This is a genomic window from Pseudoruminococcus sp., assembly GCF_047012705.1.
GTDB lineage: Bacteria > Bacillota > Clostridia > Oscillospirales > Acutalibacteraceae > Pseudoruminococcus.
Genome location: NZ_JBKXNW010000005.1, coordinates 104,371 through 126,067, shown reverse-complemented (window position 1 = coordinate 126,067; position 21,697 = coordinate 104,371). Strand labels below are relative to the sequence as shown.

The window sequence follows — 21,697 nt, the reverse complement described above, 5'->3', positions numbered from 1 at the left end:
AAAAGGAGGATAAAAATGAATGTTGATTTTATTTTTAAAATAGCTGCAATAGGAATAATCGTAGCTGTGTTGAGTCTTGTCCTTAGTCGTTCAGGAAGGGAAGAACAGGCTATGATGACAACGCTTGCAGGCTTGATAGTGGTTTTGCTAATGCTTGTTAAAGAGATTGCAACACTCTTTACTGAAATAGAAACGCTTTTCGGGTTTTAGCTATGGATATAGTAAGTATTTGCTTTATAGGAATTTTTGCTTCAATTTCTGCACTTTCCATAAAGAAACATACTCCCGAAATTTCTACTATTCTTGCGATTGGTGCAGGAGTTCTTATATTTACAGCTATTCTTTCAAGGGTTTTGCCTGTCATAGATGAATTGCAAATTCTTATAAATTCTGCGGGAGCTGTCTCTGAATATGGCGGTATATTACTTAAAACTGTTGGAATATGTTTTCTATGTCAATTTGCCGGAGATTGTTGCAGAGATTCCGGACAGAGTTCGATTGCATCAAGAGTTGAGCTGGCAGGCAGAGCCGCAATTTTAATAATAGCAATGCCTATGTTTGAAAAGCTTATAAGCGTAGCGGTGGGTTTGATAAATCAGGGGTAATGAAAAATCAATTAAAAAATTTGCTGTGGTAGATGAAATATTTATCAAGCGGGTAAGCAAAAATGTATGGGCGAACTGTGTTCGCCCGAATGATAGTCTTAAATTGTATGAATATAAACCGATTCTGTGAATTGGCGATAGTTTATTATTTTAAGGAAAGTTTTAATATGATGTTTAAAAGAGTTTTTTTCTTTATTTTCTTATTATTAGCAGTATTTTCTTTTAGCGTAAATGCTACTGAGGACGAGCTTTATTCCGAACAATATAACTCAAGCGGTGTAGCGGAACTATTTGGTCAACTCCCTGAAGAAACGCAGAATGCTCTTGAAAATGCAGGAATCACATCTTCTGAAACGAGCATATTATCTTCGGTGAGTATTTCAGATGTATTCGGTGAAATAACAAATATTGCTCTAAAAGAAGCAACTTCTCCTTTTGGCGCTATACCCGTTTGTATCGGAATAATCGTTCTTTGTTCACTTGTGGAAAGCTTTCGAGTTTCGCTTGTAAGTAGTATGGGTGGTGTTGGCTCTACTGTCGGAACGCTTTGTGTTGTTGCTTGTGTTGTAGTTCCGCTTTGTGGAGTGATACAAGAAACCTGTGAAATAATAAAGGGTGCTTGCGGTTTTATGACGCTTTATATTCCTATTATGGGAGGGCTTATGCTTTCAGCAGGTGAGGCTATTTCAGGCACATCTTATTGTACTGCTATGATGACAGCGGCACAGGCGATTTCAGCTCTTTCGGCAAATTTATTTCTCCCTCTACTTAATATATTTCTTGGCGTATCGGTTATGTCGTCAATTTCTCCAAGAATGAAATTATCTTCACTTTGCGATATGTTATATAAGGTCTGCAAATGGACAATGACCTTTTGTATGTCGGTTTTCGTTAGTGTTCTTACATTTCAGAGTGTAATAACTACAAGGGCAGATGGAGCGGGCGGAAGAGCATTAAAATTTGCGGTAAGCTCATTTGTACCGGTTGTCGGCGGAGCTTTGGGCGAATCACTTGCGTCTGTTCGTGGAGGTTTAAAACTGCTTAAATCCGGTTCGGGTGTATTTATGATTTTCGGAATAGCTTTTATGTTTCTGCCCGTACTCATTAGATGTTTACTTTGGATATTTTCACTTAATATATCCGCATCAATCGGAGATATTCTCGGCACTGACGGCGTTTGTAAGCTGCTGCGTTCTGCATCAAAAGTTGTTTCAACAATTACTGCGGTTTTGCTCTGCGTTATGACAGTGTTTATTCTTTCGACAGTACTTATTCTGATTATAGGGGGTGCAGGTTCGTGACAGCTATTTCGTCTTGGGCAGTAGTGATTTGTATAGCGGCAGTTATATGCGGAGTTCTGGAGCTTCTTGCACCGTCCTCAAGAATGAACGGAATACTCAGATTTGTTTTTGGCGGATTTATGCTTTGTGCGGTAATAGTTCCGTTATCTGAAATTGACCTTGATTTTAGTGCAGTTCCACCGATAGAAGATATAAGCTCATCTAATGTTGAGGCTGCTAATCAACAATCTGTTGAATATGTTAAAAAAAGTATGGTAGAGCTTGTTAAGAATAAGTTATCTGAGATTCCTGTTGAGGCGGAAGAAATTTCTATTGATATGGATATTGATGAGGACAACTGCATAAATATGATAAAGGTAAGGCTTAAAATCTCAGCAAAGGACTTGGAATTTTCTGAAAAAATAAGAAGTAAAATTGCTGATGAATTAGGTCTTGAATGTCTTATAAATGAGTAGCATGATTCGGCACTAAATTTCATGGTCAAAATGTTATTATGTTAAAAAGCGAAAAAGGAATGAGATTTATGGAAAACGAAGATATAAAAGACGAAACAAAAGAAGAAAAAAAATTAACCGCAAAATCAATTTTTTCGGGTAATAATCTTAAAAATTTGATAATCTTCGCCGGAATACTTGGAATAGCTCTGATATTTCTTTCAAGCTTTATGGGTAAAAAAACGGAAGAAACAGATGCACCTGTTTCTGAAACGAAGATTACGGCTGATGATTATGCAAAAAAGCTTGAGGAGGATTTGGCAAAGATTATCTCAAATATCAATGGCGCAGGAAAAACAAATATTCTTATTACAATAGATAGAGAGATAGAGAGCGTTTATCAGACTGATATAGATACAAATAATAAATCTGATGGCGAAAATTCTCAATATAGCAATAAATCTTCAACTGTAATAATCAAGGGGAAGAACAGCACCGAAGAACCGATTAAGGTTACAGAAATTATGCCGAAGATTAAAGGTGTTCTTGTGGTTTGTGAGGGAGCGGATTCTGCTATTGTAAAACAAAATATTATAGATAGTGTGCGAACGGTTTTAGGTGTGGCATCATCAAGAGTTTCGGTTCAGAAAGCGGCGAGCCGATAAGTTGAACTTTATTTTAAGAAATATAAAAGTTTTGCTCAAGCTTTTTCAAAAGCTTGCAGTTTCCAAAGGTAGTCACCTACGGCAGAGCCTTTGGTCGCCGTCCGCAGACGGCGAAATGCTTTATGCTCCTAAAAGCGCAGGAGGGTAGAAAAACATTCCAGTGGAATGTTTTTCGTAGGGAACCCTCGCAGGGGGTTCCCTATTCAACTGTTGTTGCTGATAAAAGAAAAAAGCGATGAACAAAGTTTGCCGCTACGCTAAAAGAACAAAAATATTAAGGGCTTCACAATTAAAACCCAACAAAGGCTCTGCCGTAGGTGATTACCTTTGAAAACTGTAAGCTCTAAAAGGCCTGACCTAAACTTTAAGTATCTTTGGAAAGTGCATTAGTTAAAGAATTTCTTCGATTATGACAACGATTACGAATGATTTGGTATCCTGACAGTGGAGGCAATCCGCCACCGCTGCTTAAATATATTTACATAATAATGGAGGTTATAAAATGAAATTAGGTAAAAGACAGTTTATTATTGCGGCTCTGGTTGTAGCACTTGGTGCGGCGGTTTATCTTAACTGGCAGTTCTCGGCGAATGATTCACTTTTGGCTAATGCCGATGAAAACTCCAAAACATCATCATCTAAGGAAATTGGTGAGGCTAAGTATGTAAATACTTCAGCTTCTAAGAAATCTGAAAGCAGTAAATCAGAAACTACAAGTAATGAATCGGTCAAAGAAACCAATGCCAATGCGGAAGAAAAAAGCGAATATTTTGCACAAGCTGAACTTAAACGCAAACAGGCACAAGATGAAGAACTCGAACTTCTGAATAATATTATTGAAGATGATGATAAAAACGAAGCTGCAAAGACGGATGCAGTAAAGCAAGTTGCTGAAATCACGAAAAGGATAGAACAGCAAAGCAATATAGAAAGCCTTATTAAAGCAAAGGGATTTGATGAATGTATAGCATTTATTTCTAATGGCGAGTGTAGTATTGTTGTTTCTGCCGGAAATGTTACCAATGCAGGAGCAATTACAATTAAGGATATTGTTCATAAACAGAGCGGTATTGAATATGGAAAGATTACCATAACTGAACAGGTTTCAGATAATCAGCAAGCATCAAGTGAAAAATCAGAATAAATCTAAAGGGCAAATATAATTTTGTAAGTTGCATTATAAAAAGTGGACTGCTATATTCAGCAGCCCACTTTTATGTTTTATACCCAAAAGAAAACAGCGTTTATTGCCATACAGAGTAATATGCCTAATATTGTAGGTAGGATAAATGAAAGAAGCGTCCATTTAAGACTTTTGGTTTCTTTATAGATTGTAAGACAAGTGGTTGAGCATGGAAAGTGCATTAGTGAGAAAATCATAGTGCATAGTGCTGTTACCCAAGTCCAACCATTTTCTACGAACAGATTATAAAGCGAAGAAAGGCTGTCGTATTCGACAAGTGTTCCGGAGGCAGTGTAAATCATAATGATTATAGGTACAACGATTTCATTCGCTGGAAATCCTAAAATAAACGCAAGTAAAATTACACCGTCAAGTCCCATAAGTGAGCCAAGAGGTTGGAGAAAGTTTGAAATTATAACACATAACGATTCTCCATTTATCATAATGTTTGACATCAACCATATTACAATTCCTGCAGGAGCGGCTACACACATTGCTCTTAAAAGTACAAAAACAGTTCTGTCGAGCAAGGAATGCACTATTGTTTTACAAATCTGAGGTCTACGGTATGGTGGAAGTTCAAGCGTGAATGATGAAGGCAAACCTTTTAGAAGTGTTGCTGAGAGAAGTTTTGAAACTAAGAGTGTGACTACCACTCCAAAAACTATTACTGTCAATAATAAACCCGCTGAAACAAGCGAACGAAATGGTAATGAAATTCCTGCGGCGAAAAACATCGTTATTATTGCAATTAAAGTTGGAAATCTTCCGTTACAAGGGACAAAATTATTCGTTACGGTCGCTATAATTCGTTCTCTTGGAGATTCTATAATTCGACAGCCGGTAACGCCGCACGCATTACACCCGAATCCCATTAGCATCGTAAGGGATTGTTTACCGCTTGTGCCTGATTTAGCGAAGAATCTATCCATATTAAATGCCACTCTTGGTAAATATCCGAAATCCTCTAAAAGGGTAAAGAGTGGAAAGAAAATTGCCATAGGCGGAAGCATAACTGCAACTACCCACGAAAGAGTTTTGAACATTCCATCTATCAATAAGCCTTTTAAAAATGGTGGTGAATGTAATAAATCAAAAAGCCCATAAAGCCATTCCTGAACCTTAGAAAATGCCATTGAGAGAAGCTCAGATGGATAGTTTGCACCTGAAATTGTTATATAGAAAATTATCCCGAAAAGCAAAAGCATTATCGGAATACCGGTCAGCTTTGAGGTTAAAATTTTATCGAGCTTTCTGTCACGCCTGCTGTAACACTTATCACAAAGACAAGTACAATGTGCATAGATTTCTCTTGCTTTTGCAACGATTCCCTCGACTATAATATCTCTTGTATCATCCTGTTTCAGACCAATGGTTTCAAATTCTTCATGTATTTTTGTGACGGCTTTATTTATAGTTTGATTTTCTATAAGGCTGAAATTGAAATATTCTTTTATGGAATTGTCAAGCTTTTTATCGCAATCAATTAACCTTAAAGCAAGAAATCTTTTTGAAAGATAGCTGAAAGTTTTATCATCAAAAAGCTTTGAATCTTCGATAATGTTTTCAAGCTTAGTTACAGCTTTTTCGAGATTGCTGTTATACTTTATTTTTGTGCCGAAGACCTTTCTTTTTTCAGTGGCTACATCAAAAACGGCATCTTTTAGTTCTTCAAGACCTTCTCCGGAACGAGCCGCAGTTCCTACGACAGGAACGCCGAGATATAGTGAAAGTTCATCAAGGTCGATTTGAATACCTTTTTTTGTTGCTTCGTCAAGTAGGTTTACACAAATTACAGCTTTTTTATTTACTTCTAAAATTTGTAGAGCAAGATTTAAATTTCGTTCAAGACAGGTTGCGTCAAGAACTACAATTATACAATCAGGCTGACCAAAGCAGATAAATTCCCTTGCGGCTTCTTCGTCCGGAGATGACGCCATAAGCGAATATGTTCCCGGAATATCTACAAGCGTGAAGTCAATGCTTTTATGAGTAAAAGTTCCGCTTGCATTGGCGACAGTTTTTCCTGCCCAGTTTCCTGTATGTTGTCGCATACCGGTAAGGGCATTAAAAACGGTGCTTTTGCCTACATTTGGATTTCCCGCAAGAGCGACCGTTAGATTGGAATTTTTAAGCTTTTCAGTATCGCTTTTCATCTATGTACCTCCTGAGTGAAGATGGTAGGATATTTGCAATAAAGATTTAGAAAGGTGAATATTATAGAGTAATTCTGGCGGTATGTGAAATCTAAATGATACACATACCGCTTTAATTACTGTTGCTTATTTATTAAAATGTATCTCGCATCTTCGGGGCGAATGGCTATTACAGCACCACTTATAAAATAGGCGGTAAGTCCTCCGACAGGACTTTTCATAAGGCTTTCTACATATGTTCCTTTGACAAGTCCAAGGTCTAACATTCTTCTGCGAAGCTCGCCTTTAGAAAGCAGCTTTGAAACAAAACCGGAATCGCCAACCGAAAGAGAATCAAGCGAGATTGTTTTGGTATTCATCAGAACCAAACCTTTCTGCTGTAAAATCTTTCAGCTTCTCACTATCTATCTTATGCTGTTATATTCCATAAGGGTACTTAGAGAGTGTTTTATAATAAAAAATTAAAGGCTTCATTCAAATACATTTTAAGAATCTGAATGAAGCCTTTTGGTTTAATATTATTATTTTATGCCTATGTAAATATGAATTTCTGCGTTATTCATATCGCTATTTTGATATTCTTCAAAATCGCATACGAAAGTTCTTGGAAGATTCATTTGCCATAATTCTTTCCAAAAATCTGAAACTGCTGTTACGCCATTACCTTTTACTATAAACTTTGCATATTTCCCAGCGGGGATTTTTATAATGCTTAAATCGCTGTTATTTCCATCAGAAGAACTTACCTCACAGGCTACTGCGGTAGAATAATCTCCTTCTTCGTTATTTTCATAATCGTAATACATTCCGAGTGCTTTTTCATTAGCTTTATTTTTTATGCCGAAGAAAATGCCTTCCTCGAAAAAGCGTTTCCAAAGATTGCCGATGACCTTGCACATATCAGGTGAGAAATTATTTGTTCTTGCAGAGATTCCTACTGCTGTTTTTTCGGGCAAATTGACGATTTCATATTCCATAATAATTTTATCTCCTTTGAATTTTTTAGATATATCTTTTGTCGACAAGATAAGAATATCATAGTAACCACGACAACAGTGTGTCATATTTTATAGCATATCAAAAAAATTAAGTTGTTCATTTTCGTTTTGTTTAAATTCTGATAAATACGAGAAAATTTCGTCGATATTATACATGATTCCAAGTTTTCGACAGAATGATATAAGAATCTGCATAAGTTCCTTATTTTTAGGGCTTGTAATCTCATAGCTGTTTCCGTATTTGTGTATGTATTTTTCTTTAAGATTTGGAAAGTGTTCATCAAGCTTTTTATAAAAATATTCGCGATTGCCGTTTCTGAGAGTAAGTCCCATTCCAAAGCACATGATTCCACAAACTTTTGCTTTTTCACAATAACTTAATATACCGCGAATATTTTCTTCCGTATCGTTTATAAACGGAAGAATAGGGTCAAGCCAAACAATCGTTGGAATACCGTTATCACGCATAATTTCAAGCACCTTAAAACGTTCATAGCTTGTACTGACATTTGGCTCAAGAATTTTACAGAGTTTTTCATCATATGTAGTTAAAGTCATTTGGACAACGACTTTTGTTTTTTGATTTATACTTTTTAGCAACTCCAAATCTCTCAAAATAAGGTTTGATTTTGTAAGAATAGATACTCCGAAACCATATTTATTAATAATTTCAAGACATTTTCTCATATTACAAAGATTTTTTTCAAGTGGAATATATGGGTCGCTCATAGCACCTGTTCCAATCATACATGGCTTTCGCTTCCTTTTTAAAGCGTTTTCTAAAAGTTGAACAGCATTAGCTTTTACTTCAATATCTTCAAAGCTATGCGACATCTGATAACACTTACTTCTTGAATCGCAATATATACATCCATGTGAACAGCCACGGTATATATTCATTCCATTTTGTGCGGATAAAATTCCTTTTGCATTTACCATGTGCATATTTTTCAATCCTTTTAAGTGTAAATCTTGCTTATATTTTTGAGATATTTTGCAAATTCTGAACGCAAAAATTCGGGTTTTAAAAGTTCAACAGCTTCTCCGAATGTCAATAGCCAAGAAAATAAGCTGTATTTATCGGTGGATTCATGAATGAAATATAATTTTCCATTTTCAAGTTGTTTAAAGCTATCGATTCCATATTCATCAATTATACGCCATTTTACAGACGAATCGAAAATAGCTTCGATTGTAAATTCTGTCGGAAAGATATTTTCTGCTGAAAAGTCGGGCGGAGGTTTTATATGTTTTTTGGTGATGATTTTGCCTGTTTTAAGTTCGGTAATTCGATTTAATTTAAAAAGGCGAAAATCGTTTCGTTTCAGACAATATCCCCATACATACCATGATGACCACTTAAATATTAGCGAGATAGGTTCAATCTCACGAAAGCTTTCTTCATTTGGCGAGAAATATCGGAATGAAATTGTTTTTGAATTACTTATAGAGGCTTGAATAAGTTCTATTTTTGGAGCAAGAGAAGATTTTTGCCAAGAGGAGAGATCTATTATAATATGTTCGTTAGATGGAAGAATATCTGGATTTTTATTATTTCCTGCGGAAAGCTTTTCAATTAAGAGCTTATATTTATTTGTGTTGCTTATGCTGTCAAGACCTTTGAGAGCGGAAAGTATAGAATTCATATCATCATTTGTGAGAAGTGTTTTGTCAATCTGATAGCCATCCATTATTGATATTCCGCCATTTTTTCCTTGAATTGTTACTATTGGAATTCCTGCTTTGCACATATCTTCTATATCACGATTTATTGTTCTGCGTGAAACTTCAAATTTTTCTGCAAGATAAGGTGCAGTTACTTTTTCCTTTTGTAAAAGAATGGTAAGGATTCCGATTAGTCGGTCGATTTTCATATGAAATCACTTCCTTATAAAATACATTATATTTGTATAAACATGACGGCAACTTGTCTTGTTTATAATGATTTAAGAAATAATTTTTAGAATAATATGGATTCAATTATAATTCTTAATCTATAATAGTTTTGAGAAACTATCAAATTCAAAGTTTTCAGCATTTATACATTTATATTTAACATGCTCTCCTGCAAGAGTTCACTACGAAAAACATTCCGCCGGAATGTTTTTATGCCCTCCTGCGCTCAGAGAAATATAAAGGGTTTCGCCGTCTGCGGACGGCGACAAAGGCGTTGCGTTTGATCTACAATCCTTTGAAAAGGCTTGAGCGAAATTTTTACTATTAAAGCAAATTTCATAGTTTTGCTTTAATAGTAGCATAATAACCCAAAGTAAGCAATGTCTAAATATCTGAATAAAAAGTGATACATATAGTATAATCAGTAGAAATTTATCCTAAAATATTGACATTGTATCGGATTTGAGGTTTAATAGTATCTGTATAAGTGTTACTGTGCTTTTTAAAAAATAAATGTGTGGTGACATAAATTGTAGTCAGGAAGTTGGCAAATGTTTTGGTCTTGACTAAAGAAAGGATATGAACTTAAAATGGTATATGTATTTTTAGCAGATGGCTTTGAGGAGATTGAGGCACTTACACCTGTCGATATTCTAAGACGAGGCGGTGTAGATGTTGTTACTGTAGGAGTTACAGGAAGAGATGCTATGAGTTCACATAATATCGTTGTTACAGCTGATATTATGGAAGAAGAAATTGATGATTTTGATGATATCGAGGCAATCGTACTTCCAGGCGGTATGCCGGGGACTACGAATCTTGAGGAGTCTGAAATTGTTAAGGGTACTGTGGAATATTGCAGTCAGAACGATATTCTCATCGGTGCTATTTGTGCCGCACCGTCAATTCTTGGACATATGGGTCTGCTAAAAGGCAAGCACGCAACAGCTTTTCCGGGTTTTCAGAAAGAACTTGACGGAGCTATATGCAATAATGGTTTTGTTGAGAAAGACGGCAAGATTATTACTGCAAGAGGTATGGGAGTTTCTGTTGAATTCGGACTTGAACTTCTCAGGGAGCTTAAAGGCAATGATGTGGCTAACAGCGTAAGGAATGCAATACAATGCCGATAGATGATATTCGAGAATATAAATCTGAGCTGCGAAAAAAAATACGCAGACAAAGAGAAGAAATGCCACCTAAGCAAAAAGCTTTGCTTGATAAGATGGTTCTCAAAAATATATTAAAGCTCAGACAATATAAATCTAATGATACGATTCTGACATATGTTTCTACAAAGATAGAAGTAGATACATTTGGTCTTATTCGTCAGGCTTTAAAAGACGGCAAGAGAGTTGCCGTCCCGAGATGTATAGATAATAGTCGAGAGATGGATTTTTATTATATTACTTCAATCGACCAGCTTGAGCCGAGAACATTTGGAGTTCTTGAGCCGATTAAAGAACAGTGTGAACTTCTGACGGATTACTCAAAAGGCTTATGTATTATTCCAGGATTGGTATTCGATTTTGATGGTTATCGTTTAGGCTATGGGAAAGGTTATTATGATAGATTTTTGAGCCGTTTCGGAGGAGATACGGCGGGAATTTGTTATAGCTCTTGCGTTCAGTGGAAGCTTGTGCATGGCTTTTATGATAGGAGAGCAGATTTGCTTGTTACCGAAAAATACATAAGACGGACTAACCAAAGAACTACGGAGGTATAGATATGAGCGATGATATGAATGAAAAGCGTCAGGAAAAAATAGAGGGCTTTAAGCTTCATATCAATGAAGAAAGTTTTCCGACTGACGATACTCAAGCTCAGACAGAGGAAAATAATATAGCCGATGAGAGCTTTGGCGAAGCTGTTTCAAGGCGTGATAAGATAGAGAACTTTAAGGTTCATATTGATAATATAGATGACATAGACAATATGGAGGATATGCCACAGGAAGAAAGAACCGATTATGGTATACCTCAAAAACCGATTTACAGCAATTTTGATGAGGATATAAATTCTTCCAGTATTTTGCAGAATATAGACCAGAGTATGATTATTGCTGACGATGACCTCGATAGTACAAGCGATAGCATACAGAGCTATAGTGCAAATGTTATTACTAAAAAGATGACTCCTGCTGAAAAGAAGGAATTTAAGAGGGCAAGAGAAGCGGATAAAAAGCGTCTTAAAGCAAAATCACGCAAAAATAAGCGTTTCTTTAGAGTTGTATGGGCTATAATGGCGGCACTTATTTCCATTCTTTTAGGTGGATATATGGTTGTCGGCATAAACGATATGCTTGCTGTTGGAAGAACTGATGAAGAAGTTACGATAAATATTCCAAGTAAAGCTTCGTTTGATGATGTTTTAAATATACTTTATAAAAATAATATTATCAATAATAAAAGCTTTTTCAATCTTTATGCTACTATGACAAAATCTAAATCGGGCTTTGTCAGCGGAACTTATGACATAAAGAAAAATCTTGACTATCAGGCTATTATTTCATATCTTCAGACAGATACTAACAGAACGGATATAGTTTCTGTACAGTTTACAGAAGGTATGAATGTAAGAGAATTTTCTGAGGTACTTGAAAAGAATGGCGTATGCTCATCAGCTGAATTCCTTAATGCTTGCAATAGCGATACCTACGATGACGAATTTACTTTCCTGAAGGAAATAAAAAATAAGTCTGAAAGATATTACAAGCTTGAGGGCTATCTTTTCCCTGATACTTATTATTTCTATAAAGATGAAAAAATGGAAAATGTAATGAGAAAACTTCTCAATAACTACGAGCTTAAAGTTTATCATACAAAATCTCGTGTAGATGGTTTTGATAAGCGTGTTACAATAGAACAGAGAGCTAAGGCTGCCGGAATGACAGTAGATGAGGTTATAACACTTGCGTCTATTATTCAGGCAGAAGCTGCCGATGTTGATGATATGTATCTTGTTTCAAGCGTTTTGCATAATCGTCTTAATACTGCTAAATCAGATGGTGTAAGCCCATTTGGCGATGTTGGTATGACTAAGCTTCAGGTTGACTCTACTGTATATTATCCATATAAGAGTAAAACTCAAATTCCTATTGCTGAGAAAAACAGCTTTAAGAGCCGTTATGATACATACGATATAGAAGGTCTGCCGGCTGGTGCTATATGTAACCCTGGTAAAGACGCTATTGATGCGGCACTTTCTCCTGATGATACAAATTACTACTTCTTCTGTCATAAGGCTGCTACTTCTGATTCACCTGCTCAGTCCTATTATGCAACAACAGGTGCTGAACACGAATCAAATCTCATTAAGGCAGGCTTAACTACAACACAGAACTAATAAAACAAAAACGCCGACTGACTAAGCAGTTTGTCGGCGTTTTTAAAATAACATAAGTTTGACGATAGATTTGAAAAACTATCGGGTTGAAAGTTTTAGTTAGAAATTATATTTCAGGGACCCCCTGCGAGGATTCCCTACGAAAAACATTCCAGTGGAATGTTTTTCTACCTTCCTGTGCTTTTAGGAGCATAAAGTGTTTCTATTTTTTGTGGAGAGCGACCAAAGGCTTTGCCGTAGGTGATTACCTTTGGAAACTGCGAGCCTTTAAAAAGGCTCGAGCGAAACTTTTAAGTGTCTTAAAGAAACTTGCTAACTAATCAATAATTTCTACCAAATTTACATTAAAATAAGAAAAAAATTCGGAGCTGATAAAATGAAAAATACAGAGTTACTTTCACCTGCTGGTGATTTTGAATGTTTTCAAAGTGCGTTGAAATTCGGTGCAGACGCAATTTATCTTGCGGGTGAGGAATATGGTATGCGAACCTCATCGGCAAACTTTGACCACGATACTCTAAAAAAAGCGGTAGCACTTGCACACGAAAAGGGCGTTGATGTTTATGTTACCTGCAATACAACTCCACGAAGCAAAGAAATGGAAACACTTCCAAGTTTTCTTGAAAGTACCGCAGATTGCGGAGTTGACGCTTTTATAGTTGCAGATTTGGGAGTATTTTCTTTAGCAAAAAAATATGCACCGAATGTTGAAATTCATATGTCTACACAGACAGGAATAGTTAACTATCATACAGCAAATGTTTTACACGATATGGGTGCAAAGAGAGTTGTTCTTGCAAGAGAATTATCACTTGATGAAATTGCTGAGATAAGAGCAAAAACTCCAAAAGAGCTTGAACTTGAAGCCTTTGTGCATGGCTCGATGTGCGTATCATTTTCGGGAAGATGTCTTATCTCAAGCTATATGACAGGTCGTGACGCAAATAGGGGAGATTGTGCTCAACCTTGCCGTTGGAAATATCACCTCTATGAGCAAAATCGTGAGGGACAATATTTTCCGATTGAAGAAAATGAAAATGGAACATATCTCTATAATTCCCGTGACCTTTGCATGATTGAGCATATTCCTGAGCTTGTTAAGGCGGGAGTTTATAGTTTGAAGATTGAGGGCAGAGCAAAGTCGGCTTATTATGTTTCGGTTACGACTAATGCTTATCGTCACGCAATAGATGATTATTATGCAGAGGGCGAAAATTATACTCTCAAGCCTTGGATTCGTGACGAGCTTGACAAGGTAAGCCACAGAGAATACAATACAGGCTTTTTCTTTGGAGGAGAACCCGGGCAGGTTACATCTAATGGCGGATATATCAGAAATTATGAGGTTGTCGCCGTATGTGAGGATTATGCAGACGGCAAGGCAAGCCTTACACAAAGAAATAAATTCTATGCAGGCGATGAACTTGATGTACTTCCGCCATCAGGAGTGCCTTTCTATGCAAAAGCTGAAAAGCTCTTTGACGAGTGGGGCAACGAGATTGAATCAGCGCCACACGCAATGCAAAAGCTTACTATGATAACAAGCGTAGAAATTCCGAAAGGCTCTGTGCTTAGAAAGAAACGAGTATAAATTTGTGCTTGACACTTAGCGAAAAGAGAATATAATATATAATGGAATTTTAAGATGAAAAATCATCTATCAATCTCATGGGTTAAAAATAATTTTAATATAAGGTGAAAAAAATGGAATGGACAGGACTTAATGAATTAAGAGAAAAATATTTGTCTTTCTTTGAATCAAAGGGACATCTTCGCTTGCCGAGCTTCCCATTGGTTCCTAAGGACGATAAGAGCCTTTTGCTGATTAACTCAGGTATGGCTCCTATGAAAAAGTATTTTACAGGCGAGGTTACTCCGCCAAGAAAGCGTGTAACTACTTGCCAAAAATGTATTCGTACGCCTGATATTGAGCGTGTCGGCATTACTGCAAGACACGGCACATATTTTGAAATGCTTGGTAACTTTTCATTCGGAGATTATTTCAAGCACGAGGCAACAGCTTGGAGCTGGGAATTCTGCACAAAGGTTCTTAAATTGCCGGAAGATAAAATCTGGGTTTCTATCTATGAAAAAGATGATGAGGCTTTCGATATTTGGACAAAGGAAGTCGGCGTATCTCCTAAGAGAATAGTTCGTCTTGGTAAAGAGGATAACTTCTGGGAGCATGGTTCAGGTCCTTGCGGCCCTTGTTCAGAGCTTTATTTCGATAGAGGCGAAAAGTACGGTTGTGGAAAGCCTACCTGTGGAGTTGGTTGTGACTGTGACAGATATGTTGAATTCTGGAACAATGTTTTCACACAGTTCAACAATGACGGCAACGGCAACTATACACCACTTGAGCATCCAAACATTGATACAGGTATGGGACTTGAAAGACTTGCTTGCATTATGCAAGGAGTTGATAACTTGTTCCTTGTTGATACAGTTCAGAATATTATGAAACACGTTTCCGAAATTTCGGGCGTAAAATATGGCGAAAGCGAAAAGACAGATGTTTCACTTCGTGTTGTAACTGACCATATCAGAAGTGTTACATTTATGATTGGTGACGGTGTTATGCCTTCAAATGAGGGCAGAGGCTATGTTCTCAGAAGACTTCTCAGAAGAGCAGCAAGACACGGAAGAATCCTTGGCGTAACAGAACCTTTCCTCTATAAGATTGTTGATACTGTTATCAAGGAAAATCCTGCATATCCTGAGCTTGAGGAGAAGCGTGAGATTATCACTAAGGTTGTTAAGATGGAGGAAGAAAATTTCTCTAAGACTCTTTCTCTTGGCTTTGAACTTCTAAATAAGGTCATTGATGATTCAGACTTCCAGACAATTTCAGGCGATGACGCATTTAAACTTAACGATACCTTTGGTTTGCCACTCGATTTGATTAAGGAAATTGCAAAAGAGCGTAATTTCAAGGTTGATGAGGAAGGCTTCCATCAACTTCTTGCAGAGCAGAAAAAGCGTGCAAAGGAAGCAAGAAGCAAGGCTGATTCAGAGGCTTGGCTCAGTGATAATGCAGACCTCAGTGATGTTGCAAAGACAGAGTTCCTCGGTTATACTCAGCTTTCTAATGACGCTAAGGTTCTTGCAATCATCAAGAATGGCGAAAGAGTAAAATTTTCCGGCGCAGATGATAAGGTTGTAATAGTTCTTGATAAGACTTCTTTCTATGCAGAAAGCGGCGGTCAGACAGGTGATATCGGTGTTCTTAAAACTTCTAATGGTGAAATCGAAGTTGAAGATACAGCTAAAAACAACAACGGAATATTCATGCACCATTGCGTAGTTAAGAGCGGTGTTATTTCTGAAGGCGATACAGTTACTGCTGAGGTCGATAAGGAAACAAGAAATTCCACTATGAGAAATCACACTGCTGCTCATATTCTCCAAGCAAGCCTCAGAAAACTTCTCGGCAACCATGTTGAACAAGCTGGTCAGCTTGTTTCTGCTGATAGAATGCGTTTCGACTTTACTCATTTCTCAGCTCTTACTGACGAAGAACTTCATCAGATTGAAAATATGGTAAATGATGTAATCTTTGACGCTATTGATGTCGATTGCAGAGAAATGCCTATTGAAGAGGCTAAGAAGCTCGGTGCTATGGCATTGTTCGGTGAGAAATACGGCGATGTAGTTCGTGTTGTTTCTATCGGAGATTATTCAAGAGAATTTTGCGGCGGTACTCATGTTGATAATACTTCAAAAATCGGTATGTTTAAGATTATAAGCGAAAGCTCTGTTGCAGCTGGTGTAAGAAGAATAGAAGCTGTTACAGGTCGTGGTGTTCTCAATGCACTTAATCATATCTCAGATATGGTTAAGCAAGGTGCTGCTATCCTCAAGGTTAATAACATCAATGACTTTGTTGATGTTTGTGAGCATATCGCAAATGATATTAAGGAGAAAGAACATTCTATTAGTAAGCTCAATAACTCTATTGCAGCATTTAAGCTTGATTCACTCTTTGCAAATTCTGAACTCAAGAAAGATGTAAGAATTATTTCAGCAGCATTTACATCTACAAATTCAGAAATGCTCAAGAATATGTGTGACAGAGTTCTTAGTTCAGCAGATAAGTGCGTTGCAGTTCTATTCGGTATTGACGGCGAAAAGGCAACTATCGCTGTTGCTTGCGGTAAGGAAGCTGTTAAGAAGGGTGCTCACGCTGGAAAGATAGTCAAAGAAGTCGCTGCTATTGTAGGTGGAAAAGGCGGCGGTAAGCCGGAAAGAGCTATGGCTGGCGTAAAAGATTTGACTAAGATTGATGAAGCACTTATGCAGGTTGAAAATATAGTTTTGCCAATGATAAAGGAATAGAATTCTATAATTAGCTAAATTACTTCTCTAAGAAAATTAAAATTTAGGTCAAGCCTTTTTAAAGGCTTGCATGGTCGAGGGACGGAGTCCCTCGTAGGTTTTAAGGGCGAAGCCCTTAACCATTCTTTGCTCTTGAGCGACGGACTTTGTCCGTCGCTTTATTTTTTGTCGATAGTTCATTGGAAATTTTTTTATCTGCGTTAATAAAATTTCCTTGCATATGTCGAGGTTTTGCTTGCAAAACCGATTCTGCGTCTTGTCCGGTGTGGTCACGCATTGCGTCTTTGGAACGGCGGCTTGCCGCCGATTTGTTGGAAAGTTTGTAGCTTAGCATTTTCCTTAGTTATTTTATTCGTAGTCGGAAAAGCTATTCTTAAAGGGAGGTGAAGTAATTGAAAAAATTTTTTAAAATGCTTTCATATATATGTTCAATTATTTCAATGATGATTTTTTATATTGTAGGCTATGAATCAGTATCGGCACAATCTTCATTTACTGTTTCGGAAAATAAAAGTCAGATAAGTTTACCTTATCCGCTTTGTGTTTCGGCCGATGCAGATAGCTTTATTTCGGCAAGTACAAAAAGTGGTTCCACAAAAGTGGGAAGTGGAGAACTTAAGCTATTTAACAGTATTCCCATAAAAAAGATTGATATTAAAATAAGTGACGAAAAAACTGTTGTTCCTTGCGGAACACCTTTCGGAGTAAAACTCTATACTCGTGGAGTTATAGTTATAAATATGGAAGATATTATCGTAGACGGTAAGTATCTTAATCCGGCAAAGGACGCCGGATTACAAGTGGGTGATATTATTTTATCCGCCGATGGAACAGAAACTGACACTAATGAACAACTTTCTGAGATAGTTTCAAAGTCAAAGGGGAAATCTATAAAGTTGAAAGTTCGCAGGGATAATGTTATTTTTACAACTAAACTTTTGCCTGCTTTATGTGGAACGGCTCAATATAAAATAGGGGTATGGGTGCGTGACAGCTCCGCCGGTATCGGTACTATGACCTTTTATGATAACGATACAGGGTGTTTTGCGGGGCTTGGACATGGAATATGCGATAGCGAAGCAGGAACTATTTTGCCTTTATTAAGCGGTGATATTGTTACAGCGGAAATTAACGGTCTTACAAAAAGTACCACTGGTTCGGCAGGTTCTTTAAGAGGATATTTTGCCGATGATAATGCTATCGGAACAATTCTTACAAATTCAGAGAGGGGCGTTTTTGGTAAGGCAGAAAAAGCACCGATTGATAATTCAGAAATTCCTATTGCTTGGAAGCAAAATGTTCATACAGGCGAGGCAAAGGTGCTTTCTACAATAGATGGCAGTGAACCGAAGTATTACAATATTTGGATTGAGAATGTCAGCAGAAATGATAGTCAGGAAACGAAAAATATGGTAATTCATGTTACAGATGAGGAACTTCTTGATACTGCAGGAGGAATTGTTCAGGGTATGAGCGGAAGTCCGATTATTCAAGATGGTAAGCTGATAGGAGCTGTTACCCATGTTTTTGTCAATGACCCGACAAGAGGCTATGCGATTTTTGCGGAGAATATGTATGAAAGTGTCAACGAAATTGCACAAAACGATATAGAAAATATTGCCTAATTTTATGCAAGCAACCATATTTCCATTTTTTTCCAATTTTTTGACGATAAACTATTGCTATTTTTTCCAGTTTATGGTAATATTCAATCATCAAATAAATCAATCGGGGGAATGGTCATGGAAAATACAATTAAAATGCTTATTGCGGAGGATTCCGCAGAATTTGCTGATGTAGGAACAACAGTTTATGCAGAATTTGGTGTATCACCAAGTTTTTGCGAAAAAGACGGAACAGCTCTTCTTGAAGAAATTCATAAACAATCACCTGATGTTGTCGTTATGGATATGTTTATGAAAAATATTGACGCTGTCGGAGTTATGAAGAATGCAAGAAGAAATTCAAAGGGTAAGGAGATTATTTATATCACACTCTCAAATTTCGATAGTTCAATGCTTGAAAGAGAGGCACTCGGAGCAGGAGCAGCTTATTATGTAATCAAGCCTTTCAAAACAGCAGATTTGCTTGAGAGAATAAGTGACTTTATTCGAGGAAATTCTTCAAGGACAAGCGGTGCTATAAAAAGCTCCGATAGCGAATTGCAGATTCAGGTTACAGAGATTCTACACCAGATAGGAGTTCCTGCACATATTAAGGGTTATCAGTATCTTAGAGATTCGATTATTATGTCGATAGAACACCCTGAGATAATAAACGCAGTAACAAAGCAGCTTTACCCAAGTGTTGCAAAGAAATATGAAACTACTTCATCAAGAGTAGAAAGAGCAATACGACACGCAATAGAGGTTGCATGGGATAGAGGCGATGTAGATGTATTAAATTCTTACTTCGGATATACAATTCACAACGGCAGAGGAAAGCCAACAAACAGCGAATTTGTGGCAATGATTTCTGACAGATTGAGATTGCATATGAAGCAAGTGCCAAATCGTGGCGATGTGGCTTGATTTTCTGATATTCGTATAAAATTAATCAATGCTGATAAGATTTTGGTATATAATAAAGCTCATTGATGTTTTAAACTATTTAAAAATTCACACAATATAATTTGCTTACAAGATTTTCATATACAGTTCGACATTATAAATCCTCTCAGAATAAGCGCAGTTCGTTTTTGAACTGCGCTTATTTGTCGCTTTCCGCAATATTTGACAAAATGAATGATTGGTATTATTATATAAACAACAGGCAGCACCATAATTCTATATGGTATTGCCTGTTTAAATCTACATAAAAAATCCGGCAATTACGCCATAGGAGGTTTTTATAATGCAAAAAGAAGGACAAATTAAGGTAAGCTCGGAAAATATTTTTCCGATAATTAAGAAATGGCTCTATTCTGACAAGGATATTTTCCTCAGAGAAATTGTTGCAAACGCTTGCGATGCTATTAAAAAATATCAAAGTCTTTGTAGTATTGGTGAGGCTGAAAATGACGGTATTAAGCCAAGGATTGAAGTTATCGCTGATAAGAACGCAAAAACCCTTACTGTTACAGATAACGGTATTGGTATGACTGCTGATGAGGTTGAAAAATATATTACTCAAATTGCTTTTTCCGGTGCGGAAGAATTTATAGAGAAATATAAAGATAAATCCGATGACAACGCAGGTATTATCGGTCACTTTGGACTTGGTTTCTACTCATCTTATATGGTTTCTGAAAGCGTTGAAATTGAAACACTTTCGTATCAGCCAAATTCACAGCCTGTACACTGGGTAAGTGATGGAAGTACAACTTATGAAATTACAGATGGTACTCGCACACAGCACGGTACATCTATCATTATGCACATAACTGAGGACGAGGAAGAATTTCTTGACAAGGATAAGCTTCGTGATTTACTCCTTAAATACTGCCATTTTATGCCTTATGAGATTTATCTCAATCCTGCTGAAGAAGAGGCTGTTGTAACAAAAGACGCAGACGGAAACGAGATTAAGCACGACGCAAAGCCTGTTAATAATACAACTCCACTTTGGCTTAAAGCTCCAAGAGATTGCACAGATGAAGAATATAAGGAATTTTATGTAGAGGCTTTCCACGACTTTAATGAGCCACTTTTCTGGATTCACCTCAATGTTGACTATCCTTTCAACTTAAAGGGTATTCTTTATTTCCCTAAGCAGACAGATAAGCTTCAGGTTATGCCTGGTGAAATTAAGCTTTATTCAAATCAGGTTTATATCGCAGATAACATCAAAGAGGTTGTCCCTGAGTTCCTTATGCTCTTAAAGGGTGTAATTGATTGTCCTGATATTCCGCTTAATGTTTCAAGAAGCTTCTTGCAGAATGATGGCGAAGTCGCTAAGATTTCAAAGCATATCACAAAGAAGGTTGCAGATAAGCTTTCTTCAATGTTTAAGAACGACAGAGAAACCTATGAAAAATATTGGGACGATATTGCTCCATTTATTAAATTCGGTTGCATTAAGGACGAGAAGTTCTATGACAGAGTTAAGGATATAATTCTCTTTAAGACTATCTCAGGCGAATATAAAACTTTCGCAGATTGTCCAAAACAGGGCGACAAGATTTTCTATGTCACAGATGAAAGTGTTCAGGCACAGTATATTGATATGTTTAAGGCTAATGGACTTGACGCGGTTCTTCTTACACATACTATTGATACACATTTCATAAGCTTCCTTGAATATAAGGAAACCGGCACAAAACTTGTAAGAATAGATTCAGAGCTTGGCGATGCACTTAAATCTGATGAGGTTACTGATGATGCAAGTAACGAAAAGCTAAAGGAAATCTTTAAGACTGCACTCGGCGACGATAAGCTTGAAATTCAGACAGAAAGTCTTAAAGCTAAGGGAACTCCCGCAATTCTTCTTCAAAATGAGTATATGAGAAGAATGAATGATATGAATACGCTTTATGGCGGAATTTTCGGGGGTTCACCTGAGGCTAAGGAAACACTTGTTATTAATACAACAAATGATATTATCAAGACACTTCCGACATTAAGCGAAGAAAATCGCAAGCTTGTTTGTAAGCATATTCTTGACCTTGCTACTATCAGCCAGAGAAAGCTCACTGCTGATGAACTCAAGGACTTTGTAGCAAGAAGTGTTGAAATTCTTGGCATAATTAAATAATTAGCTAACAAACTTCCCTTAGACACTTAAAGGTTTCGCTCGAGCCTTTTCAAAGGCTCGCAGGGTTGAGGGACGGAGTCCCTCATG

General features: G+C 37.0%; 20 protein-coding genes. 14 read left to right on the top strand and 6 right to left on the bottom strand.

Annotation, left to right across the window (positions count from 1 at the left end):
- Positions 1–15 precede the first annotated feature (15 nt).
- From spoIIIAC to ACLU24_RS06395, 6 genes are all read left to right on the top strand, one after another.
- Positions 16–210, top strand: a complete 195-nt coding sequence (gene spoIIIAC, locus ACLU24_RS06420) for a stage III sporulation protein AC (protein WP_022263907.1) — start codon at positions 16–18, stop codon at positions 208–210.
- Positions 211–212: 2 nt separating this feature from the next.
- The gene (locus tag ACLU24_RS06415; protein ID WP_412611161.1) at positions 213–605 is read left to right on the top strand and encodes a SpoIIIAC/SpoIIIAD family protein; all 393 of its coding nucleotides are present in this window, start codon (positions 213–215) and stop codon (positions 603–605) included.
- Positions 606–772: 167 nt separating this feature from the next.
- Entirely contained in the window at positions 773–1,906 is a 1,134-nt protein-coding gene (locus ACLU24_RS06410) for a stage III sporulation protein AE (RefSeq protein WP_412611158.1), read from the top strand.
- Positions 1,903–2,361, top strand: a complete 459-nt coding sequence (locus ACLU24_RS06405) for a hypothetical protein (protein WP_412611155.1) — start codon at positions 1,903–1,905, stop codon at positions 2,359–2,361. Before ACLU24_RS06410 ends, ACLU24_RS06405 begins: the two co-directional genes overlap by 4 nt.
- 68 nt (positions 2,362–2,429) lie before the next feature.
- Positions 2,430–3,005 carry a hypothetical protein gene (locus tag ACLU24_RS06400; RefSeq protein WP_412611153.1) on the top strand — a complete coding sequence of 192 codons (576 nt, stop codon included), beginning with the start codon at positions 2,430–2,432 and terminating at the stop codon, positions 3,003–3,005.
- 502 nt (positions 3,006–3,507) lie between these two features.
- A complete protein-coding gene (locus ACLU24_RS06395) occupies positions 3,508–4,149 on the top strand; it encodes a SpoIIIAH-like family protein (RefSeq protein ID WP_412611150.1) in 642 nt (213 codons plus the stop codon).
- Positions 4,150–4,226: 77 nt separating this feature from the next.
- On the opposite strand, the gene feoB is transcribed toward ACLU24_RS06395, so the two are convergent.
- The 5 genes from feoB to ACLU24_RS06370 form a co-directional block, all read right to left on the bottom strand.
- Positions 4,227–6,344: a ferrous iron transport protein B gene (gene feoB, locus ACLU24_RS06390; RefSeq protein ID WP_412611147.1), complete on the bottom strand. Its 2,118-nt coding sequence runs from the start codon at positions 6,342–6,344 to the stop codon at positions 4,227–4,229.
- Between the two features lie 116 nt (positions 6,345–6,460).
- Positions 6,461–6,703, bottom strand: a complete 243-nt coding sequence (locus ACLU24_RS06385) for a FeoA family protein (protein ID WP_412611144.1) — start codon at positions 6,701–6,703, stop codon at positions 6,461–6,463.
- A gap of 162 nt (positions 6,704–6,865) precedes the next feature.
- Entirely contained in the window at positions 6,866–7,321 is a 456-nt protein-coding gene (locus ACLU24_RS06380; protein WP_412611142.1) for a GyrI-like domain-containing protein, read from the bottom strand.
- A gap of 90 nt (positions 7,322–7,411) precedes the next feature.
- On the bottom strand, positions 7,412–8,287 hold the full coding sequence (locus ACLU24_RS06375) for an SPL family radical SAM protein (protein WP_412611140.1): 876 nt from the start codon (positions 8,285–8,287) through the stop codon (positions 7,412–7,414).
- A 14-nt stretch (positions 8,288–8,301) separates the two neighbouring features.
- Positions 8,302–9,216: a helix-turn-helix transcriptional regulator gene (locus ACLU24_RS06370; protein WP_412611137.1), complete on the bottom strand. Its 915-nt coding sequence runs from the start codon at positions 9,214–9,216 to the stop codon at positions 8,302–8,304.
- Positions 9,217–9,828: 612 nt separating this feature from the next.
- Between ACLU24_RS06370 and ACLU24_RS06365 the strand changes: the two genes are divergently transcribed.
- From ACLU24_RS06365 to alaS, 5 genes are all read left to right on the top strand, one after another.
- Positions 9,829–10,371, top strand: coding sequence for a DJ-1 family glyoxalase III (locus ACLU24_RS06365; RefSeq protein WP_412611135.1), 543 nt, complete (start codon positions 9,829–9,831; stop codon positions 10,369–10,371).
- The gene (locus ACLU24_RS06360; RefSeq protein WP_412611132.1) at positions 10,362–10,964 is read left to right on the top strand and encodes a 5-formyltetrahydrofolate cyclo-ligase; all 603 of its coding nucleotides are present in this window, start codon (positions 10,362–10,364) and stop codon (positions 10,962–10,964) included. Before ACLU24_RS06365 ends, ACLU24_RS06360 begins: the two co-directional genes overlap by 10 nt.
- Before the next feature lie 2 nt (positions 10,965–10,966).
- Positions 10,967–12,583, top strand: a complete 1,617-nt coding sequence (gene mltG / locus ACLU24_RS06355) for an endolytic transglycosylase MltG (RefSeq protein WP_412611131.1) — start codon at positions 10,967–10,969, stop codon at positions 12,581–12,583.
- Between the two features lie 376 nt (positions 12,584–12,959).
- Positions 12,960–14,174: a peptidase U32 family protein gene (locus ACLU24_RS06350; protein WP_412611129.1), complete on the top strand. Its 1,215-nt coding sequence runs from the start codon at positions 12,960–12,962 to the stop codon at positions 14,172–14,174.
- Positions 14,175–14,287: 113 nt separating this feature from the next.
- Positions 14,288–16,918, top strand: coding sequence for an alanine--tRNA ligase (gene alaS / locus ACLU24_RS06345; RefSeq protein ID WP_412611127.1), 2,631 nt, complete (start codon positions 14,288–14,290; stop codon positions 16,916–16,918).
- 115 nt (positions 16,919–17,033) lie between these two features.
- Here the strand turns inward: alaS and ACLU24_RS06340 are convergent, their stop codons facing one another.
- Positions 17,034–17,252, bottom strand: coding sequence for a hypothetical protein (locus tag ACLU24_RS06340; RefSeq protein WP_412611126.1), 219 nt, complete (start codon positions 17,250–17,252; stop codon positions 17,034–17,036).
- Between the two features lie 58 nt (positions 17,253–17,310).
- Here ACLU24_RS06340 and spoIVB point away from each other — a divergent pair, with 58 nt between their 5' ends.
- The 3 genes from spoIVB to htpG all read left to right on the top strand — a co-directional run bounded on the left by spoIVB (position 17,311) and on the right by htpG (position 21,610).
- On the top strand, positions 17,311–18,543 hold the full coding sequence (gene spoIVB / locus ACLU24_RS06335; protein ID WP_412611125.1) for a SpoIVB peptidase: 1,233 nt from the start codon (positions 17,311–17,313) through the stop codon (positions 18,541–18,543).
- A 117-nt stretch (positions 18,544–18,660) separates the two neighbouring features.
- Positions 18,661–19,449: a sporulation transcription factor Spo0A gene (gene spo0A / locus ACLU24_RS06330; RefSeq protein ID WP_412611124.1), complete on the top strand. Its 789-nt coding sequence runs from the start codon at positions 18,661–18,663 to the stop codon at positions 19,447–19,449.
- 322 nt (positions 19,450–19,771) lie between these two features.
- Positions 19,772–21,610, top strand: coding sequence for a molecular chaperone HtpG (gene htpG / locus ACLU24_RS06325; protein WP_412611123.1), 1,839 nt, complete (start codon positions 19,772–19,774; stop codon positions 21,608–21,610).
- The last annotated feature ends 87 nt before the right edge of the window (positions 21,611–21,697 follow it).